The 20,591-nt window shown below is 35.1% G+C and carries 18 protein-coding genes and 1 tRNA gene; 8 read left to right on the top strand and 11 right to left on the bottom strand.

Translation table 11 applies throughout. The features are described from left to right. Window positions 1–15 precede the first annotated feature (15 nt). Complete coding sequence (locus SBO79_RS11440; protein WP_318640533.1) at window positions 16–444, bottom strand: helix-turn-helix domain-containing protein; 429 nt, start codon at window positions 442–444, stop codon at window positions 16–18. Between the two features lie 285 nt (window positions 445–729). On the opposite strand from SBO79_RS11440, the gene SBO79_RS11435 reads away from it, so the two are divergent. From SBO79_RS11435 to SBO79_RS11425, 3 genes are all read left to right on the top strand, one after another. Then, window positions 730–1,899 (top strand): M14 family metallopeptidase, encoded by a 1,170-nt coding sequence (locus SBO79_RS11435; protein ID WP_318640532.1) that lies wholly within the window; start codon window positions 730–732, stop codon window positions 1,897–1,899. A 53-nt stretch (window positions 1,900–1,952) separates the two neighbouring features. Beyond that, window positions 1,953–2,432, top strand: a complete 480-nt coding sequence (locus SBO79_RS11430) for an Lrp/AsnC family transcriptional regulator (protein WP_318640531.1) — start codon at window positions 1,953–1,955, stop codon at window positions 2,430–2,432. 85 nt (window positions 2,433–2,517) lie between these two features. Beyond that, entirely contained in the window at window positions 2,518–3,036 is a 519-nt protein-coding gene (locus tag SBO79_RS11425; protein ID WP_318640530.1) for a DinB family protein, read from the top strand. A 512-nt stretch (window positions 3,037–3,548) separates the two neighbouring features. Here the strand turns inward: SBO79_RS11425 and SBO79_RS11420 are convergent. From SBO79_RS11420 to aroB, 4 genes are all read right to left on the bottom strand, one after another. Then, window positions 3,549–3,974 (bottom strand): DNA primase, encoded by a 426-nt coding sequence (locus tag SBO79_RS11420; RefSeq protein ID WP_318640529.1) that lies wholly within the window; start codon window positions 3,972–3,974, stop codon window positions 3,549–3,551. 7 nt (window positions 3,975–3,981) lie between these two features. Beyond that, a complete protein-coding gene (locus tag SBO79_RS11415; RefSeq protein WP_318640528.1) occupies window positions 3,982–4,953 on the bottom strand; it encodes a deoxyhypusine synthase family protein in 972 nt (323 codons plus the stop codon). A gap of 103 nt (window positions 4,954–5,056) precedes the next feature. Continuing rightward, window positions 5,057–6,463, bottom strand: coding sequence for a type III PLP-dependent enzyme domain-containing protein (locus SBO79_RS11410; RefSeq protein WP_318640527.1), 1,407 nt, complete (start codon window positions 6,461–6,463; stop codon window positions 5,057–5,059). Window positions 6,464–6,743: 280 nt separating this feature from the next. After that, a complete protein-coding gene (gene aroB / locus SBO79_RS11405) occupies window positions 6,744–7,817 on the bottom strand; it encodes a 3-dehydroquinate synthase (protein ID WP_318640526.1) in 1,074 nt (357 codons plus the stop codon). A 95-nt stretch (window positions 7,818–7,912) separates the two neighbouring features. Between aroB and SBO79_RS11400 the strand changes: the two genes are divergently transcribed. After that, on the top strand, window positions 7,913–9,082 hold the full coding sequence (locus tag SBO79_RS11400; RefSeq protein WP_318640525.1) for a proline dehydrogenase family protein: 1,170 nt from the start codon (window positions 7,913–7,915) through the stop codon (window positions 9,080–9,082). A gap of 70 nt (window positions 9,083–9,152) precedes the next feature. Then, window positions 9,153–9,227: transfer RNA gene (locus tag SBO79_RS11395), tRNA-Val, on the top strand. Window positions 9,228–9,722: 495 nt separating this feature from the next. On the opposite strand, the gene SBO79_RS11390 is transcribed toward SBO79_RS11395, so the two are convergent. Both SBO79_RS11390 and SBO79_RS11385 read right to left on the bottom strand, forming a co-directional pair. After that, window positions 9,723–10,124, bottom strand: a complete 402-nt coding sequence (locus SBO79_RS11390; RefSeq protein WP_318640524.1) for a hypothetical protein — start codon at window positions 10,122–10,124, stop codon at window positions 9,723–9,725. Between the two features lie 144 nt (window positions 10,125–10,268). Beyond that, the gene (locus tag SBO79_RS11385; protein ID WP_318640523.1) at window positions 10,269–11,555 is read right to left on the bottom strand and encodes a mechanosensitive ion channel family protein; all 1,287 of its coding nucleotides are present in this window, start codon (window positions 11,553–11,555) and stop codon (window positions 10,269–10,271) included. A gap of 1,142 nt (window positions 11,556–12,697) precedes the next feature. Between SBO79_RS11385 and SBO79_RS11380 the strand changes: the two genes are divergently transcribed. Both SBO79_RS11380 and SBO79_RS11375 read left to right on the top strand, forming a co-directional pair. Continuing rightward, window positions 12,698–13,576, top strand: a complete 879-nt coding sequence (locus tag SBO79_RS11380) for a DUF808 domain-containing protein (RefSeq protein ID WP_318640522.1) — start codon at window positions 12,698–12,700, stop codon at window positions 13,574–13,576. A 255-nt stretch (window positions 13,577–13,831) separates the two neighbouring features. Further along, the gene (locus tag SBO79_RS11375) at window positions 13,832–14,995 is read left to right on the top strand and encodes an acyl-CoA dehydrogenase family protein (RefSeq protein WP_318640521.1); all 1,164 of its coding nucleotides are present in this window, start codon (window positions 13,832–13,834) and stop codon (window positions 14,993–14,995) included. 383 nt (window positions 14,996–15,378) lie between these two features. On the opposite strand, the gene SBO79_RS11370 is transcribed toward SBO79_RS11375, so the two are convergent. The 4 genes from SBO79_RS11370 to porX form a co-directional block, all read right to left on the bottom strand. Beyond that, window positions 15,379–15,750, bottom strand: a complete 372-nt coding sequence (locus SBO79_RS11370) for a DUF4258 domain-containing protein (RefSeq protein ID WP_318640520.1) — start codon at window positions 15,748–15,750, stop codon at window positions 15,379–15,381. Between the two features lie 37 nt (window positions 15,751–15,787). After that, on the bottom strand, window positions 15,788–16,981 hold the full coding sequence (locus tag SBO79_RS11365; protein WP_318640519.1) for an alanine dehydrogenase: 1,194 nt from the start codon (window positions 16,979–16,981) through the stop codon (window positions 15,788–15,790). 119 nt (window positions 16,982–17,100) lie between these two features. Beyond that, the gene (gene tsaE, locus SBO79_RS11360) at window positions 17,101–17,508 is read right to left on the bottom strand and encodes a tRNA (adenosine(37)-N6)-threonylcarbamoyltransferase complex ATPase subunit type 1 TsaE (RefSeq protein WP_318640518.1); all 408 of its coding nucleotides are present in this window, start codon (window positions 17,506–17,508) and stop codon (window positions 17,101–17,103) included. An 11-nt stretch (window positions 17,509–17,519) separates the two neighbouring features. Then, the gene (gene porX, locus SBO79_RS11355) at window positions 17,520–19,073 is read right to left on the bottom strand and encodes a T9SS response regulator signal transducer PorX (RefSeq protein WP_318640517.1); all 1,554 of its coding nucleotides are present in this window, start codon (window positions 19,071–19,073) and stop codon (window positions 17,520–17,522) included. 250 nt (window positions 19,074–19,323) lie between these two features. Here porX and SBO79_RS11350 point away from each other — a divergent pair, with 250 nt between their 5' ends. Further along, window positions 19,324–20,559, top strand: coding sequence for an HD domain-containing protein (locus tag SBO79_RS11350; protein WP_318640516.1), 1,236 nt, complete (start codon window positions 19,324–19,326; stop codon window positions 20,557–20,559). Window positions 20,560–20,591 lie beyond the last annotated feature (32 nt).

Genomic DNA, 20,591 nt, shown 5'->3' with positions numbered 1-20,591 from the left:
TAAATATAATCTTTTTTACGATTCACGCGGAGCATATTCTAAGAAAGTTCCATCGCGATAAAAGACAACTATTTTTTCCACCTCCGACGATTTAGAATTTGTGGTAGTTTTAGTTACTTCAATTTTAGAGTCAGCCTTTTTTGTCTTTAGTGGTTCTTCGATTTTAATATTTTCAACCTTTTCGGTGGGAGGGGATTGGTCATTTTTTATTTTCAGATTCAACTTTTCTTTCAACTCTTTTTGGCCAAGTAGCCAATATAAATCTATTTGAGGAAACGCATTTACAATCTTCAAAACCAAATCCAAACTAGGTTTGTTTCGACCAGAAAGCAAGTGCGAAATACTGGATCTCTGCACTCCAATTTGATCTGCAAACATAGAAGGAGTGATGTTTAGCTCTAAGAATATCGATTCTAATTTTGCAATAATATCTTCTGAATTCATAGGGGAAATATTGTAATTACAAATGTAAACTATTTGTTTTTTAATTGCAATAATTTGTTGTAAATAGATAAATAAACTCTATTTCAATAAAATTAAAGCTATAAGTAGCATAGTGTAAGTATCAGGTTTTGATATGATTAATAATTGTAATATAAAATTAAGATTGATGTTATGGTGGCAAGCTAAATATAACGGCACTTTGTTATTTGTAAATTTACAATTGTAATAAATGTAAACTGAATTGTAAATTACAAATGTAAATTAATTGTGTAGTATTTTTGTAAAATGAAAAATTCAGATTTCTATAGAGCTTTACATACCACTTTTAAAAACGAGGAAATTACCGGTCGATATATTACTAATAGACACCTGAATTCGTGGCTAGAATTCAAACACAAGAATGAGATTTTTTCCATTTTGGGCTATTCTGTTTTAGGCAAACCTATATACCAATGTCAGGTAGGATCAGGAAATATAAAGTTGCTAATCTGGTCGCAGATGCACGGAAATGAAAGCACTACAACCAAGGCTGTCGTCGACTTTATTACTTTCGTTACATCTGATAACGTGATTGCGAAAAAATTTAGGGGTGTATTTACTTTTAACATAATACCAATTTTAAATCCTGATGGAGCAGAATCTTATACTAGAGTGAATGCAAATGGTATTGACCTAAATAGAGATTTTGTAGATTTAAGTCAGCCCGAAAGTCGGTTGTTAATGGATTTATTTGCTAGTTTTTCTCCTGATTACTGCTTTAATATGCACGATCAGCGCACGATTTTTAGCGTTGGAGATACTGGCAAGCCTGCAACTATATCGTTTCTTGCGCCTTCCTTCAATGACGGTTGCGATATCAATGCAACTAGAGAGCGAGCTATGCAGATTATTGTAGATCTTAATAAGGTACTGCAACAGTATATTCCGGGTCAAGTTGGTCGGTTTGATGATAGTTATAATCGCAACTGCGTGGGAGATACCTTTCAAACCCTTGGTAAATCGACAATATTATTTGAAGCAGGGCATTATCAAGATGACTACGAGCGAGAAGTTAGTCGTGAAGTGGTTTTTATTAGTTTGCTCGCTTCTTGCGATTCTATTATAAATAAGACATATCTTGATAACAGAATTGCCTTATACCTGAATATTCCTCAAAATAAAACGTTATTTTATGATATTGTCTATAAAAATGTCAAAATTAATTATGATGGTAATGAAATCTGTAGTATTTTTGCCGCTCAATACAAAGAAGTGCTTCAAGGCGATTCCATTGTTTTAATTCCTTATATATCAGATGTTAATGTTCCTGAGAATGTAAGAGGTCATGTAGAATATGATGGGGAGTTTGCGTTGTATCGTGATAATTATGGGAATTATCCTGTCGAAAATCGAGTAGCGAACTTCAGAATTGGTGAAAAACGCTATTTAAATGGTGTTTTAATTGACGGAAAGTAAAATTGGAGTAGTTGCATTGAAAAATTTGAAAGTAAAATAATAATTTAGATACTATGAGTAAGTTTCGTTTGGATGATGTAGATCATCAAATTTTAGATATGCTAATCGATAATACAAGAATACCTTTTACAGATATTGCTAAGAAATTATTGATTTCGGCTGGAACGGTTCATGTGCGTGTGAAAAAGATGGAAGATGCTGGCATTATTACTGGGTCGTCGCTTACTTTAGATTATGAAAAATTGGGCTATTCGTTTATAGCGTACGTTGGAGTATTTCTTAATAATACTTCTCAAACTAAATTTGTCTTAGAGCGCATCAACGAAATTCCGTTTGTAACCGTTGCCCACGTTACTACTGGAAAGTTCAATGTTTTTTGTAAAATAAGAGCGAAAGACACCAAACATGCAAAAGATGTTATCTTTATGATTGATGATATTGAAGGCGTTTACAGAACAGAAACAATGATTTCTCTAGAAGAAAGCATTAATGATAAGAAAAGATTGATGCATACCATCTTTAAAAATATGTAATTTTTATTTACAATTGATTTGGAAAGTCTCAGTATTTACTGAGACTTTTTTTTTACATTAGATTTATAAAAAAATATATACGAATATGCTTCTAATAGACCTTCCACCAAATTCATATCCAGAAAAGTATAACACTTATATCAACACATTAGATCCTGACACCAATCTTGTTGACGGACTGGAGATTAGCCTTTACGAATTTATTCGGTTTGTGCAGTCAATTCCTCTCGGTAAGCACGATTATCGTTATGCTGTAGGCAAATGGACGATTAAAGATATTATTCAGCATCTCATTGACTGCGAGCGAATTTTCAGCTATCGCGCACTTAGATTGGGTCGTAATGATCAATCTCAGTTAGTCTCTTTTGATGAAAATGAGTACGCGGAGCAAGCTGGAGGCAATCTTCGAACATTACAAAATTTATTGACAGAATTATCGACCGTTCGTCAGAGTACTTTGTTACTGTACAAAAATTTTACTGCAGAACAATTACATCAGCAGTGGGTGACTGGTAATAATGAAGTCTCATTGGCAGCGCTAGGGTTTATTATTATCGGACATCAAGAGCATCATAAAAATATTTTTAAAGAACGCTATTTATAAAAGAAAAATTCAGTTAGTTAGTTAGTTAGTTAGTTAGTTAGTTGTGTCTGCTAAGGCGCAAACTGGGACTGATTTGATGGCAGTAAATATACCCGTAGATAACGTAGCGATGTTTGCCTTTTTATTACTCTCCTGTGTGCTTCTAAATAACAAAATAGTTTGTTATGCTAATTAAAACTAACTGCATCCTCTCGAAATTTCCTATTTAAATAAAAATATTCAACTATTTTGGGTAGTTCTTAATGGCAATTTGATGATTGATTGTTTATAACAACTAAATATGAATCGGTAGTTAGAAGCCATAGGCGTGATAGGAACGGAAATCCCGCAGGATGGAGTGCTATTTTTTCCTGACAGAATAGAGCGACCAGCGGAAGCTCCTATTATGTCACTGGAAAAAAAGCACTGCACCGAGGAATTGCAGAGAATAGCGCGATTACCTACAAAAAAATATGATAAATAAAAAAGAGGAACCTATTTCTAGATTCCTCTTTGATATATAATCAGAAAGATTATTCTTCGTCTTCGTCCTCATCTTCTTCAGCGAAATCTTGATCTTCGTCGTCGTCGTCAGTGGCATCATCATCATCCTGATCACGCTTGCGAGTTTTCTTGATAAGCTCTTCGTCATCTTCCTCTTCATCGTCAGCCATATCATCGTCCTCGTCAATTCCTTTTACGATATCATCCAAAGGCTCCACCAAAGAGTCAATATCATCATCTTCATCAAAGTTTTCCATACTATTAGCTAGTTTGGTACTCACTTTAACGAGATAAATAGTGTCTTCTGTGCGAACTTCGACTGCTTCGACCATTTCATTTTGGGCATTTCTAAACCGGACAATATTAGTATCGTCATAACCTTCTGGAAATTTGTCAACCAATAGGTTTAAAATTTCGTTGGTCAGTTTTGAATAATCAACAATAACTCTTTTCATAAATTTATTAATAGTCTAAAAGGTAAGCAAAAATTAAGGGTGCCACAATGGTTGCATCCGATTCTATTATGAATTTTGGGGTGTTAATATCTAATTTTCCCCAAGTAATTTTTTCGTTCGGAACGGCTCCAGAGTACGAACCATAACTTGTTGTAGAGTCAGAAATCTGACAGAAATAGCTCCAGAAAGGTGTTTCAGGCTTTTCCATATCTTGGTAAAGCATTGGCACAACACAAATTGGGAAATCTCCAGCGATACCACCACCAATTTGGAAAAATCCAACTCCTTTGTCAGAGTTTTTGGTATACCAATCAGCAAGGAATCCCATGTATTCAATACCAGATTTCACCGTAGAGGCTTTAAGCTCTCCTTTGATAACGTATGAAGCGAAGATATTTCCCATTGTACTATCTTCCCATCCTGGGACGATAATAGGCAGGTTTGCTTCTGCTGCTGCGTACATCCAACTATCTTTAAGATCAATTTCGTAGTATTCTTCTAGAACACCAGAAAGCAACATTTTGTACATGAATTCATGCGGAAAATAACGTTCTCCAGCTTCTTCTGCATCTTTCCAGATTTTCACAATGTGTTTTTGTAATCTTCTAAAAGCTTCGTGCTCAGGAATACAAGTATCAGTGACACGGTTTAACCCGCGCTCCATCAGATCCCATTCTTCTTGAGGTGTCAAATCTCTGTAATTTGGCACACGTTCGTAATGAGAATGTGCTACAAGATTCATGATATCTTCTTCAAGGTTTGCACCTGTACATGAAATAATTTGCACTTTGTCTTGGCGAATAACTTCTGCAAAAATTTTTCCAATTTCAGCTGTACTCATTGCTCCAGCTAATGTTACCATCATTTTTGAGCCTTTTTTCAACTGCTCTTCGTATGATTTTGCGGCATCTACTACTGATGCAGAGTTAAAATGCAGGTAGTATTTTTCAATAAACTGGCTAATTGGTCCTTTATTCATTATCAACTTTATTTAAATGATTCAATTTTTAATAATACTTGTCGCATTAGCGGAAATTAATTTTCAAAGAAATAATATTTAATCGAAAATTACAAATTCAAAATTATTCTACTTTTTTATCGTAACCTAAAATTTTAAGAACATCTTCAGCATTTTGCTGTTCAGAGAAAACTTCTGTAGCAATAATTCCATTTTCGTCGCGATCAATCAAAATATGTTTTGGTTGTGGAATCAAACAATGGTGCAATCCTCCAAAACCTCCAATAGTTTCTTGGTAGGCGCCAGTATTGAAAAATCCTAAATATAGAGGTTTTTCTTTATTGTATTTTGGCAGGTAAATGGCATTCATATTTTGCTCAGAATTGTAATAATCATCGCTATCACAAGTCAAACCGCCAAGAAGTACACGTTCGTACGTATCATTCCATCTATTAACGGCAAGCATAATAAATCGCTTGTTAATTGCCCAAGTATCAGGAAGAGTGGTGATAAAAGAGCTATCAATCATATTCCACTTTTCACGATCATTTTGTTGTTTTTGGTATAAAACCTGATAAATGGCACCGCCACTTTCACCTACAGTGTAGGATCCGAATTCAGTAAAGATATGCGGAACGTCCACATCTGCTTCTTCGCAAGCAATTTTAATCTGATTGGTAATTTCATCAATCATATATTGATAATCGTAATCAAAAGCCAATGAATTTTTGATTGGAAAACCACCACCAATATTTAAACTATCAAGAGTAGGGCATTCTTTTTTTAGAGCGACATAAACTTTGATACATTTTACAAGTTCGTTCCAATAGTAAGAATTATCCATAATTCCAGTATTGATAAAGAAGTGTAAAACCTTTAATTCAAGATTTTCGTTATCCTGAATCTGTTTTTTGTAAAAAGGAACAATATTTTTATATCCTATTCCTAGTCGACTTGTATAAAACTCGAATTTTGGATCTTCCTCAGCTGCGATTCTAATTCCGATTTTGAATTTCCCGTTGATTTCTGCCTGAAGTAAATCTAGTTCTTCGTAGTTATCTATTATCGGAATAGTTTTGTTGTAACCACCGTTAATAAGTCGAGCGATATTTGTAACGTATTGATCTCTCTTAAAACCATTGCAAATAATAAAGGTGTTTTTATTAATCTTGCCATTAGCGATAAGACGTTCAACTATATCAATATCAAAGGCAGAAGAAGTTTCAATATGAATGTCATTTTTGAAAGCTTCGTTCATTATAAATTCAAAATGTGAACTTTTCGTACAATAACAGTAGTAATATTTACCGTCGTATTTATTCTTTTCCATCGCTTTTCTGAAATATCCTTTTGCTTTTTGAATATTTTTCGAAATTTGAGGAAGGTACGTAAATTTTAGTGGAGTGCCGTACTGCTCTACAAGCTTCATCAAATCGATATCGTGAAATTGCAGATTATCTTTGTTAAGTTTGAATTCTTCTTGAGGAAAATAATATGTTTGATTTATAAGATCACTATACTTTGTATTCATTTGAGTTACTGTGTGTTAAATAAAGTTAATTAAAGAATTAGATAGTTGGTAAAAATCAAACTCGCAGCTTTGCGTATATGATTTGCAACTTGTCTATTCTTATATTTAAAATAGATAAAAGTGGCTGTTTTAATAAATCAACAGATTGTAAGGATGTCGAGATGTTGGCCAAAAGTAAAGTCAGACTACTGAAATATTGTCTAAACGACTTATATGTATTTTGAGCTTTTTTCACGGGACAAATGTAAAAAATATTATATGCGATATGCAATGTTTTTGTTTAAATAAATAAGCTATTTTTATAATCATCAAACGATGCTATAATGATTTCATTGTCAACTTCCTGATCTATTTTTGCATTTCCAATCCCATCGAGAAGAGCAAATTTTACTTTGCCATATTCATTCTTCTTGTCATGCTTGAGCAAATTTAATACTTCGGTGATATCTGATTGGGAAATTTCTACTCTACCAAAAATAGCTAGAATTTGATTTTTGATTTCCAAATATTCAGTTTTTGACAGAAAATTTAGTTGGAAAGATAAGAAACTTTCTAATACCATTCCAATTGCAATCGCTTCACCATGCAGAAGAGTAGTTTCTTTGGACATAAAGTGACTTTCGATAGCATGTCCAAGTGTGTGTCCAAAGTTTAGAGCTTTTCTCATGCCTTCTTCGGTTGGATCTTGCAGCACAATATTATTTTTTATTTCAACAGATTCAGCAATTAGAGAATCAAAATCTGCGTAATCAATCTTTGCAAGATCTTGAAATTTGTCCCAATAGTGGTGATTAGCAATCAATCCGTGTTTTAACATCTCAGCCAATCCCGAGCGCATCTGATTTTGCGGAAGCGTTTCTAGGAAATCAGTATCAATTATAACCATTTGAGGTGATGTGATTGTTCCAATTTGATTTTTTAAATTTCCTAAATCAACCCCATTCTTACTTCCAATTGCTGCATCCACCATTGATAATAAAGATGTTGGAATATTAATAAAGGAGATTCCTCTCTTGAAAGTTGCTGCAACAAATCCACCAATATCCGTTACAACACCGCCTCCTAAATTAAGTAAGAGACTTTTTCTGTCTGCTCCAAGGTCTGACAGTGCACTCCATAATTCAACGCATGTTTCAATATTTTTGGTCTCTTCTGAAGGTTCTATTTCAATAATTTCAATTCGGTTTTCAGTGGCGATATTACTTAAGAATTTTGAAGAGCAAAAGTCATTAGTATTGGTGTCAACGAGTATAAATATTGTGGAGTGAGCGGTTGACTTTAAATAGGTATTCAGTGCTGCATAGCCATCGCTATTAAAATGTACCGAGTAGCCTGTTGAAAGTATGGATTGCATAGGAGATTTAGTATGAAATTAGAGGGCGCAAATTAAGGTATTTTTTGACCAATAATAGAAGTAGTGTGATTATCTTTGCAGGATTAAATTTAGTCATGGAAAAAATATTTAATAATACCGAAGTTGCTTTTGCATTAAAGTCAAAAAACGAATTAGATCGTGCCTACTGGCTTTTTAAAATGATTCAGAATCCTACTCTAGTAAAGGTAGGTACATCCCTTACACATTTTGCTCTCAAATTACATTTGCCAGTTACAGGACTAATTCGGTCAACGGTCTTTGACCATTTTTGTGGTGGTACAACGGAGCGCGACTGTCTTCCTGTGGTAGATAAAATGTTTGAGAAAGGCGTTTCTTCAGTTTTAGACTATTCAGTAGAAGGTAAAGAGGATGAGGAACACTTTGATGATGCAATGGAAATGACCTTGCGCATTATAGATTTTGCCAAAGAACGAAAAGCACTTCCGTATGCGGTATTTAAACCAACTGGTTTTGGTCGATTTGAGTTATACGACAAGAAAGGTGCAGGTATTGCTTTCACCGAGGCAGAACAAAATGAATGGGATAGAGTAGTAGCACGTTTTGACAAAGTTTGCAAAAAAGCCTATGAAAATGATATCGAAGTACTTGTTGATGCCGAAGAAAGTTGGATGCAAGATGCTGCTGATGATTTGGTAACATCGATGATGCAACGTTATAATAAAGAAAAAGCGTTAATATTTAACACGCTTCAGATGTATAGACATGACCGTATGGCTTACCTTAAAAAACTCCATGCGCAAGCTAAGTTGGAAGGATTTTTTATAGGCCAAAAATTGGTGCGTGGCGCTTATATGGAAAAGGAGAATGAGCGCGCAGCACAAAATGGATACCCATCGCCCATTTGCAGTAGCAAAGCAGCTACTGACGAAAATTACAATGCAGCAGTTACCTATATGCTTGCCAATATAGATATGATGGGCGTTTTTGCAGGTACACACAATGAAGACAGCTCGTATATGCTGATGCGTATGATGAAAGAGAACGGTATTGAAAAAGGAGATAGTCGGATTTATTTTGGACAGCTGTATGGAATGAGTGATAATATATCTTTCAATCTGGGTGAGCAAGGTTATAATGTTGCCAAATATTTGCCTTTTGGACCGGTGAGAGAGGTGATGCCTTACTTGATCAGACGTGCGCAGGAGAACACTTCGGTTGCTGGACAGACAAGTAGAGAGTTAAATTTAATTTCGGCTGAACGCGAAAGAAGGTCACAAAAATAATTTTCAAAAAAAATTCTTTTTATAGTTGCAGATTACATTTCCTTATGTATATTTGCACACCGATAAAAAGGGGCGATTAGCTCAGTTGGTTCAGAGCATCTGGTTTACACCCAGAGGGTCGGGGGTTCGAATCCCTCATCGCCCACAAGAAAAAGCAGAAACGAGAGTTTCTGCTTTTTTATTTCCCAAAAGTGTCAAAAGCAAAGCTTTTGTAAGCATTTGGGAAATAAAAAAGCAATCCACGACCAGCGGGAGTGGATTTTGCTTTTTCTTGTAGTATTAACTCCCTCCGGGATCACCGCAGGTAATCCCAGAATTCTTCGAGTAGTATTTTTTTTAATTGCAGAATAAAGCAAAGCTTTTGTAAGCATTTGGGAAATAAAAAAGCAATCCACGACCAGCGGGAGTGGATTTTGCTTTTTCTTGTAGTATTAACTCCCTCCGGGATCACCGCAGGTAATCCCAGAATTCTTCGAGTAGTATTTTTTTTAATTGCAGAATAAAGCAAAGCTTTTGTAAGCATTTAGGAAATAAAAAATCAATCAATGACCAGCGGGAGTGGATTTTGCTTTTTCTCGTAGCATTAACTCCCTCCGGGATCACCGCAGGTAATCCCGGAATTCTTCGAGTAGTATTTTTTTTAACTGCAGAATAAAGCAAAGCTTTTGTAAGCATTTGGGATATAAAAAATCAATCCATGACCGGCGGGAGTGGATTTTGCTTTTTCTTGTAGCATTAACTCTCTCTGGGACCACCGCAGGTAATCCCGGACTTCTTCGAGTAGTATTTTTTTTAATTGCAGAATTAAGCAAAGCTTTTGTAAGCATTTGGGAAATAAAAAATCAATCCATGACCAGCGGGAGTGGATTTTGCTTTTTCTTGTAGCATTTACTCCCTCCGGGATCACCGCAGGTAATCCCGGAATTCTTCGAGTAGTATTTTGTTTTATTGCAGTTTCAAAAGCAAAGCTTTTGTAAGCATTTGGGAAATAAAAAAGCAATCCATGACCAGCGCGAGTGGATTTTGCTTTTTCTTGTAGCATTAACTCTCTCCGGGATGACCGCAGGTAATCCCAGTAATTTTAAAATACCGCAACTTTTACTTTTAAGACTTTTAGGAAATAGAAATGCAATTTACAAATAGGGGTGTGAATATTGTTAACAAAATCATTCCTCATTTTTTTCTATTACTCCATCTGTGACTTAGATATTTGAGAGACTTTCTCTATCGCCAAAGCAATATCACTACCTGCTGGTTGCTGATATAATTCAAGCTCAAACCAAGAGGCAGCTGCAAATAAATGGTCAAATATATCAGATTGAATAGTTTCGTATTCCAACCAGCTGGTGGTGTTAGTAAAGCAATAAATTTCTATAGGTAAACCTCGATCATCGCTCGGAAGTTGTCGCACCAGCATCGTCATCTCTTGCTGAATACCTTTATGTTGCTTAAGATAATTTTCAACATAAATCCGAAAAACTCCAATATTTGTCATTCTTCTTCCATTAATCAGTTGTGAAGTGTCTACACCATTTTCTGTATTGTATACCTCTATTTCGTTTTGGCGTTCAGATACATACTCCGTAATTAAGCTATATTGTTTAAAGCGTTCTCGCGTTTCTGGATTTACAAACTTAACTGTATGCACATTAAAAAGTATGGATCTCTTGATACGTCTTCCACCACTTTCTTGCATTCCGCGCCAATTTTTAAAACTGTCGGTAATAAAATAAAAAGTTGGAATTGCCGTAATCGTTTTATCCCAATTGCGGACTTTTACCGTATTTAAATTTATTGCTATTACATCTCCATCAGCGTTATATTTTGGCATTTCTACCCAATCACCAACTCTCACTACATCATTTGCTGATATTTGAACGCTAGCCACTAGACCTAAAATAGTGTCCTTAAAGATTAATAATATTATTGCAGTCATTGCCCCGAAGGCGGTCAGAAAATACATTGGCGATTTGCCTAAAAGCACCGAAAGTATCGTGATGAAAATTGCAATATAAATTACAATTCGCAATAATTGAAAGTAACTCGCAAGCGGTTTGTTGGCAAAAACAGGCGATTGCGATAGGATGTATTCCACCGCTTTTACGAATGATATAATAATCAATGTCGCAGCAATTAATATGTAGACATCACCAACCTTGATCATGAATGGCTGTACTTGCGGATAGTCTACAAACAATTTTGGTATTGCAATTCGAACTATAATTGCAGGTATAATATGGGCCAAATTGTTAAAGGTATTGCGATCGGCCAACACATCATCCCATTTAAAAGATGTTTTTCTGAAAAAGGCATTCAAAAACCGAATGAGAAAATGCTTAATAACTAAGTAGGTAAATACGGCAACTGCAATTAAAATCGCTAGGCCAATGAGCATGCTGAAAAAGGAAATCCAGTCAGGTGCTACTCCGGCATCTGATAATAAGGTATCAAACCATTGCTGAAAAACTTCCATCTACAATCAATTTTTTTAGGTTAATTGTAAAAATACTCTTATCGAATTGTAACAGAAAATTTGCAGTGTTTTTATTATTTCTTTAACAGCAAAAACGCAAATGTTGCTCGCTGTGGGAATGTCACCGGCAAAATTCTGAATTTTCGCAAACTAACCAATTTTATATATTTAATTACGGCATTCTCACTGTAATAAAATTTTGAAGCGGTTGTTTAAAAAAGCTCAAAACGACAATGGAGAATCGACTGATGAAGACGAAAATTGTTTTTTTTAGGAGCTAATCGCGCTATCCATTACAATCCGTCGTGAGAATTTGCCGCAACAGTTAGCAATCAAGGAGCTTCCGTTGGTCGCTCTTGTTTGCAACTGTTGCCACAGAAGGCAAATTCTCACGACGGGATTTCCATTGCTATCACGGCTAGGGAAAATGTTATTATAGACGGAAATTTTTCAAAAATAACAATTGTCTTAGAATAAATTTTATCCGTTTTAAACAAATAAATCTATTTCAACAAACCCAAGAAACATGTTTCAACTGAAATCTTGAACTGAAATCTTTAAGTGAGATTAAATACAATAATTATCTAATAATTATATTTTTAGGATTTAAATGAATTTTGCAAAATTCAGATCGCAATGGGAATAATTCTGCACTCGATACCAAATGAAAACTATCAAACTGCGCAGAATCCTAAATTGTTTCCTTTGGCCAAACTACAAAGTTTAAATTCCGCCATAAAACCTGACAAGATAATTCTGTAGTGGTGATAGTGTTTTACTACGATCCATCTTTGCTAATTACTGGAACAACAATTACTTTTTTGGAACATCAAATACATTGAACTTCGCAAGATTTATTACTCCGAATCAATTTCATTTCTATACAGCTTATTGCTATGTTAAGCGCATAATTTCACCAAATTTCTAACTCTTCATTAGCTGAGTGCAGGCAATTTTTTACATCGTTTGATAAACAACAAATTAGACATGCCTTGTCTTTGCAGACTCAATTTTCACAAAAAGCATGATGTCATTCTTGCTGCTTCAACTGAATCATACTTTAGAATAAAAAACTATTTATGAAAAATTTAGATTAGAATTTTCTAATATATTTTATATTTGGCATCTTAATATATAAAACTATGGCTTCAGGTTTTTTTGCAATATTGGATGATATCGCCGCAATTATGGATGATGTTGCGGTTATGAGTAAGGTTGCAGCAAAGAAAACTGCAGGTATTCTCGGTGATGATTTGGCAGTAAATGCGGAGAAAGCTTCAGGATTTGCATCATCGCGAGAAATTCCGGTGCTATGGGCAATTACAAAAGGTTCTTTAATTAATAAAATAATTATTTTACCGGTAGCATTTCTACTAAGTGCATTTTTTCCAATTGCGATAACAATAGCTTTATTATTAGGAGGATTCTACTTAGCCTATGAAGGAGCTGAGAAAATTTATGAATTTTTGGTCCCACATAAGGATGCGGCGGTAGTCGATTTGGATCAAGACATTACCGAAGAAGAAATTCTTGCAATGGAACAATCTAAAATAAAATCTGCCATTGTAACTGATTTTATACTCTCTGTCGAGATTATTATCATCGCGATGAGTACAGTTGTTAATAATACGCTAACAACACAAATCTTGGTAGTGAGTGCAATTGCTCTACTTGCAACAGTAGGTGTATACGGCATTGTTGCGGTAATTGTTCGTATGGACGAGGCTGGCTATTACCTTATCAAGAAAAGTAAAAAGGAAAAAAGTTTAAAAAAATCCTTTGGAATGATGCTCGTAAAGGCACTTCCGTATGTAATTAAATCTCTCACTGTCATTGGAACGATCGCCTTAATCCTCGTTTCAGGTGGTATTTTTGCCCACAATGTTGATTACTTTCACCACTTTTTACCTAATCTTCCAGATATCGTTCGTGAAGCTATAATCGGTTTAGCGGTTGGTGCACTATGTGTTGTAGTAGTAAAATTATTTTTATTTGTTAAAAATTCTTTCAAGAAAAAGTAGTAAATACAGACTAATTAATATAAAATTCGTTCTACAGCTTTCTCCCGATTGGCTATAGTCACTTTACTACATTTTTAAAATTTCCCCCATTCCGATATTTATAGTATTGCTAAAGGTCGCTTTTGCATGCCTCTCTTTGGTTTGCATGATATTAGATGCAATTTAAAAAATGCGTTTAGAAATTTTGAATAATAAAACGTACTTTTAGGTCTAAGACCACTTCAGTATTGTTTTGACTATTTAAAAATTTTATAAATGCTAAAAGACATCTTGCTTCCGCGAAAATTATACAGCTCGGCCGAACATAAAATGATGCGCGAGATGATTGTGCAATTTATCGAATCGGATATGCTGCCTTTTCAGGAGGAATGGGAGAACAATCAAATGGTTCCGAGAGAATTATGGACGAAGGCTGGGAGCTTGGGTTTGTTATGTCTTGATATGCCAGAAAAATACGGTGGAAGTGGACTAGACTTTTCTTTTAGTGCACTTTTTATTGAAGAGTTGGGAAAAAAAGGAATTTCTGGACCTGGGTTTTTTCTACATTCTGATATAGTTGCGCCCTATTTACTAAAATACGGAACCGATGATCAAAAATCTAAATATTTACCCGCAATGGCTTCGGGCGAAATTATTACCGCAATTGGAATGACCGAGCCAAACTGCGGAAGTGATTTGCAAGCAATTAAAACTACTGCTCAAGATTGTGGAGATCATTATCTTGTAAACGGTCAAAAAACTTTTATCACCAATGGTTTTATGTGCGATATGGTTATAGTCGCAGTAAAAACCAACAGAAATACCGAAGATGAAGGCGTTTCCCTTTTAATTATGGATGTCAACGCTGAAGGTTTTGCAAAAGGAAATCCTCTCAAGAAAATCGGAATGAAAGCTCAAGATACTGCCGAATTATTCTTTGATAATGTAAAAGTTCCCAAAGAGAATTTGCTAGGCGAGGAGGGAAAAGGATTTTATATTATGATGAGCGAACTTGCACGAGAACGACTCACCGTGGCAATCACAGCGGTAGCAACTGCTCAAGGTGCTATTGAAAGTACAATTGAGTATACCAACGAAAGATCTGCTTTTGGAAATTCAATTTCTTCATTTCAGAATACGCAATTTAAGTTAGTCGAATGTGCTACGAAATTGCAATTGCACCAATCGTTTTTGGATTCAAGTATTGAGCACTTGATGGATGAAACACTTTCGGCAGAAATTGCCTCGATGATCAAATTTAGTGCAAGCGATATGTGTGGAGAAGTTGTGGACGAATGTCTTCAACTCTTTGGTGGTTACGGCTATATGTGGGAATATCCGATTTCGAGAATGTACGTTGATAATAGAGTTGCAAGGATTTATGCCGGAACCAATGAGATTATGAAAGTGATTGTGGCGAGGAAGATGTTTAGAAAATAATTGAAAAGAATTGAAAGATTGAAAGATTCAAAAATTTGAGAATTCACAAGATATTTTAGGTACACAATAACAGCTGGTTCCATTTGCTTCTGGAAAGCTTGATCAACTACACAAATTTTAGAATATGTTCTTAGCTTTTCAAAAGTTGAGTTCTGAACAACCATCAGACCCCTAGCCCAGACTGCCGCAAAAAGCCCGGAACAAAAAAAAACACATTTTTTGGACAGAATAAAGCGACCAACGGAAGCTCTTATTATGGCCATAAAAAATGGCTTTTTTTGTGAGGACTTGTCGCAGAAAGCTGGATATAGCTCCTTGAAATTATTATTACAATAAAAAAGCCATCACTATTTGCAATGGCTTTAATTTTTATTTTGAAAAAGCTATTTCGAAATTTCTTGCAAAACTGCTTTACTACTATAGTTGACAACTTTCAAGGTAATTGGAACATTTTGCATTGTTTTGCCTTCAATTACATAAATTTTTCCATTGTCAAGTTTTGTATTACTCCTATCAAAGTCCACATCTCCGTGATTTAGAGTGTTTTTGATATCGATAGTGTCAATCCACGATTCTGCAAGGACTGCAGAAGCAGCGTCTGAGTAATGAAATGGCTTATTACGTAAATCATTGAGCACTCTTCCGTTGGGAAAATAGGTGCATCGAGTTTCCTTCCCGCTTAAAATCATTGAAAGAAAAAATATTCCTATCGCAAATCCAGCAAGGTAATATGCGAGTCTAAATCTAAATCTCATTGTAATTTATTTTGCGCAAAGGTACTCCAAAGCAATGTTAAAACACAAATAAATTGATGTCACTATCATTCAATCCGAACCATTCACCGATAGTTTTGCTTGTTAAAATCCCGTGGTATAAGTATACGCCATTGCGAAGCCCGACGTTGGAGCGAATAGATTCTTCGATGCCACCATCATCACCAACCTCGATTAAATATGGCGTAATGATATTGCTGATAGAAAGTGATGCAGTTTTGGAATAGCGCGACGGGATATTTGGAACGCAATAGTGAATCACGTTGTTCTTGATAAAGGTTGGTTTTTCATGAGAAGTTACTTCCGAAGTTTCAAAACAACCTCCTGTATCAATGCTCACATCTACGATTACGGCACCTCGTTTCATATGCTCCACCATTGTTTCTGAGACCACAATCGGACAGCGCTCTTTGCCATGCATTGCACCAATGGCTACATCACATCTTCTCAAGGCTTTGAGTAATGTCTTTGGATGAATAGTTGAAGTGAAGATATTGTGCTTCACATTATTTTGCAATCGTCGCAGTTTGGTAATGCTGTTATCAAAGACTTTTACTGTTGCTCCAATTCCCAAGGCCGTTTTGGCAGCATATTCACCAACGGTTCCTGCTCCAATAATTACAACATCTGTAGGTGGAACGCCGCTAATATTTCCAAATAGTAAACCTTTTCCCGCGTGGCTGTTAATCATTAATTCGGCAGCAATCAAGATTGAAGCTGTTCCTGCGATCTCACTCAGTGATTTTACAGCTGGATAACTTCCGTCTTCGTCCTTAATATACTCGAAGGCCAAAGCTGTAGCTTTCTTTTTCATTAGAGCTTGAAAATACTCTTTCTGACGGGTTTTTATTTGAATTGCCGATATAATGACGGCATTTATCGCAATATGTTCAATTTCTTCGAGAGTTAGTGGCTCTACCTTTAGTAGTAACGGACAGCTTAAAACCTTTTTCGTATCGGTAGTAATTTCGGCACCAGCCTCACTGTATTCTCTATCACAATAGCTACTTGACAATCCTGCACCAGCTTCCATTAAAATTCTGTGACCATGAAGCGTGAGAGAAGCAACTGCATCTGGCGTAAGGCAAATTCTCCGTTCTTGGCAACTAATTTCCTTGGGAATACCAATGAAAAGTTGACTTTTATGGCGGCCAACTTCCAGAGTTTCTTCCTGTGGCATTAACTGTTGTTTTGTAAATGGGCTAAATGACATAGTATTAGTAAATTAACGCTCTAAGTTATCAAAAAAAAGCAAGATTTCTATTTTCTTCTTTTCCAAAATTATAAAAAAAAGTATTGTTGAATTTTTTTTCTCGGCAATAGTGACTCTTATTATATTATTTCCAAAGCTCTTTCTCCAGATTCAGTTTCACGGATAGTAACCGTGGTAACATTGTCTGGAAGCAGATTAGGGATTTTTTCTGGCCACTCAATAAAGCACCAGTTTCCTGAATACAAATAATCGTCGATTCCCATATCCAAAGCTTCTATCTCGGAGTTTATTCGATATAAATCAAAGTGATAGATACTACTACCTTCAAGAGTTTTATACTCGTTTACTAAAGAAAAAGTAGGTGAACTTGTAACATCTTCAACTCCTAAATGTTTGCATAATGACTTGATAAAAGTCGTTTTACCAGCACCCATCAACCCATTAAATAATACTACTTTATGAGGATCAGAATTAAAAAAGTGAGCAACAGCCAAATCAATAGTACTTAAAGAGAAAATCTTTTCCATTATAACTCTAATTATTTTGGATTAAAAACCAGGAATGGAACAATCATCTCTTCGAGCGAAATTCCCCCGTGTTGATAGGTGTTTCTGTAATAACTGACGTAATGGTTGTAATTATTTACATAGGCCAGGAAACTATCATTTTTAGCAAAAATAAATGAGCTACTCATATTTATCGCAGGCAATCCAATTATTTTGGGATCTTTTACTGCGTAAACATCTTTGTCTTCGTAAGTTAAACTGCGACCGGTTTTATATCTCAAATTCAAACTAGTGTTTTTGTCTCCAATAACTTTCGACGGACTTTTTACATTAATTGTTCCGTGATCTGTGGTTATAATTAAGCGGAAACCCATTTGCTGCGCTTGCTGAATAATTTCTAAAAGTGGCGAATTTTTGAACCAACTTAAAGTTAATGATCGATATGCTTTATCATCAGCGGCAAGCTCTTTTACCACGTCCATTTCGGTTTTTGCGTGAGATAGCATATCAATAAAGTTGTAGACTACCGTCACTAAATCATTTTCTTTTAGCCCTTTAAAATTATCTACAAGTTTACGGCCACTTGCCAAACTAGTAATTTTGAAGTAATCTTCCTTAAGATTTAATCCTAATCTTTTAAGTTGAGCAGACAAAAGTTCGGCCTCGTATAGATTTTTTCCACCTTCTTCTACGTCATTTTTCCAATATTGCGGAAACTTCTTTTCCATTTCCAATGGCGTCAAACCAGCGAAAATCGCATTTCTAGCATATTGAGTTGCAGTAGGAAGGATTGCGTAGTAAGCAGTTTCTTTTTCTAATTTGTAATGATTAGCAACAATACTTTCAAAAGATTTCCATTGATCGTAGCGCAAATTGTCGATCACTACAAAGAGGACGGGTCTGTCCTTCTTCTTTAGCTCGGGAACCACCAAAGTTTTAAATAATGTGTGTGATAGTACTGGATGTTCCGCTTTTGGTTCGTACCAATCTTCGTAATTACGTTCGATAAATTTCCCAAATTGTGAATTTGCTTCACTTTTTTGCGATTCTAATATTTCGCTCATTCCTTGATCTTCAATATTTTCTAATTGAAGTTCCCAGAAAATCAGCTTTTTATACAAATCAACCCAACCTTCATATGTATTTACCATTGAAAGATCAAGTGCAATTTTTCTGAATTCCTTTTGATAATCCAAAGTTGTTTTCTCCGAAATTAATCGAGAATGATCAAGATTTTTCTTAATACTTAAGAGTATTTGGTTTGGATTTACTGGTTTTATAAGGTAATCTGCGATTTTTGATCCAATCGCTTCTTCCATAATATATTCTTCCTCACTTTTTGTAATCATAATTACAGGCGTTGAGGACTTTATTTCTTTTATTTCGGCAAGAACTTCAAGTCCGCTCATTCCGGGCATATTTTCGTCAAGGAAGACGAGGTCAAAGTCACCATCGGCATACATATCTACAGCGTCGCGGCCATTATTGCACGTAGTAAGGTGGTAATTTTTTTTCTCCAAAAAGAGAATATGTGGTTTGAGTAGATCTATTTCGTCATCTACCCATAATATTTTTATTTGATTCATAAGTATCTATTTATTGAAGGCAATTTAGCACTATTCACCACACCGCATTATTAAACTTATTGTAAAAGTACAAGAATTCTTATGATATTGCTTTCGCTAAAATTAGAAAGTCCAAGAAATCTTAACAAGTCATTGTGTAATTTAGATATAAGATATTTAATAGAAAATGCCGAAAATTTTTTGAGATTACCCCAAGGTATAAAGTTTCTCGGTCTGATACTGTATATTTGCTCTCAATAAAAATTGGATTTTGGAGAAAATAAACAAATTAAAAATTTTTAGTGATCCTATTTATGGTTTTATAACCTTGCCAAATACGCTTATTTACGATATTGTACAGCACCCTGAATTTCAGCGATTGCGACGAATATCCCAAATGGGAATGGCATATATGGTTTTTCCAGGTGCGCATCACACGAGATTTCATCATGCCTTAGGTTGTTTACATTTAATGCAACAGGCTGTAAATACCTTAAGAATAAAAGGGGTACGTATTTCTGATGATGAAGAAAATGGACTTTACTTGGCTATTCTTTTGCACGACATCGGACACGGCCCATTTTCGCACGCTTTGGAACACAGTATTATCGAAGAAGTGTCACACGAAGATATTTCGTTGGCGTTTATGGAGAAATTTAATATTATTTTCCCAGGCAAATTAGATTTGGCAATCGAAATTTTTAAAGCTTCTTACCCTCGAAAATTCATGATTCAGTTGGTTTCAAGTCAACTCGATATGGACCGGATGGATTATCTAAAACGAGATAGCTTTTTTACTGGAGTTGCAGAAGGTAATATCAGTTCGCAGCGAATGATTCAGATGATGAATGTAAAGGATGATGTTTTGGTCATCGAAGAAAAAGGTATTTACTCCGTCGAAAACTTTCTAACGGCGAGAAGATTGATGTATTGGCAAGTTTATTTACATAAAACAAGTCTTGTCACCGAGTTGATTTTGATAAAAGTGATGAAAAGAGCAAGAGAATTAATTCAGAATAAGATTGAAGTTAATTGTTCAGCGCCATTGTCGTTTTTTCTTAATCACAACGTTAGCAAAGAAGAATTGTGTGGTGATGCTCTAGATACTTTTGCACTGCTTGACGATTACGATATTATTTCGGCTGTGAAACAGTGGCTAACTCATGATGATTTTATTTTGCGAAAGCTAAGTAATATGATCATTAACCGAGAGTTGCCTAAAATTATTTTGAGTAATGATAAATTTTCATCAGAGGAAACTCAAAAATTAGTGGACCGATTTTTAGAAACAAATAAATTGACTGCCACAGAAGCGAAGTACTTTATATTTAAAGGTAAAATCAAGAATCAAGCTTATAATAAATGTTTGGAACCTATCCGAATCTTGAAGAAGGATGGTTCTGTTGAAGATGTTATTGATGCATCAGATCAATTAAATCTCAGAGCGTTGTCCAAACCAGTAACTAAGTATTATATTTGTTTTCCAAAAGTACTTGTTGAAAAATAAGAACTAAGACCTATTTTTTATATTTTTGTCAG

The sequence above is a fragment of the Flavobacterium ardleyense genome (genome assembly GCF_033547075.1).
Classification (GTDB): domain Bacteria; phylum Bacteroidota; class Bacteroidia; order Flavobacteriales; family Flavobacteriaceae; genus Flavobacterium; species Flavobacterium ardleyense_A.
This window is presented reverse-complemented; position numbering and strand designations above follow the sequence as displayed.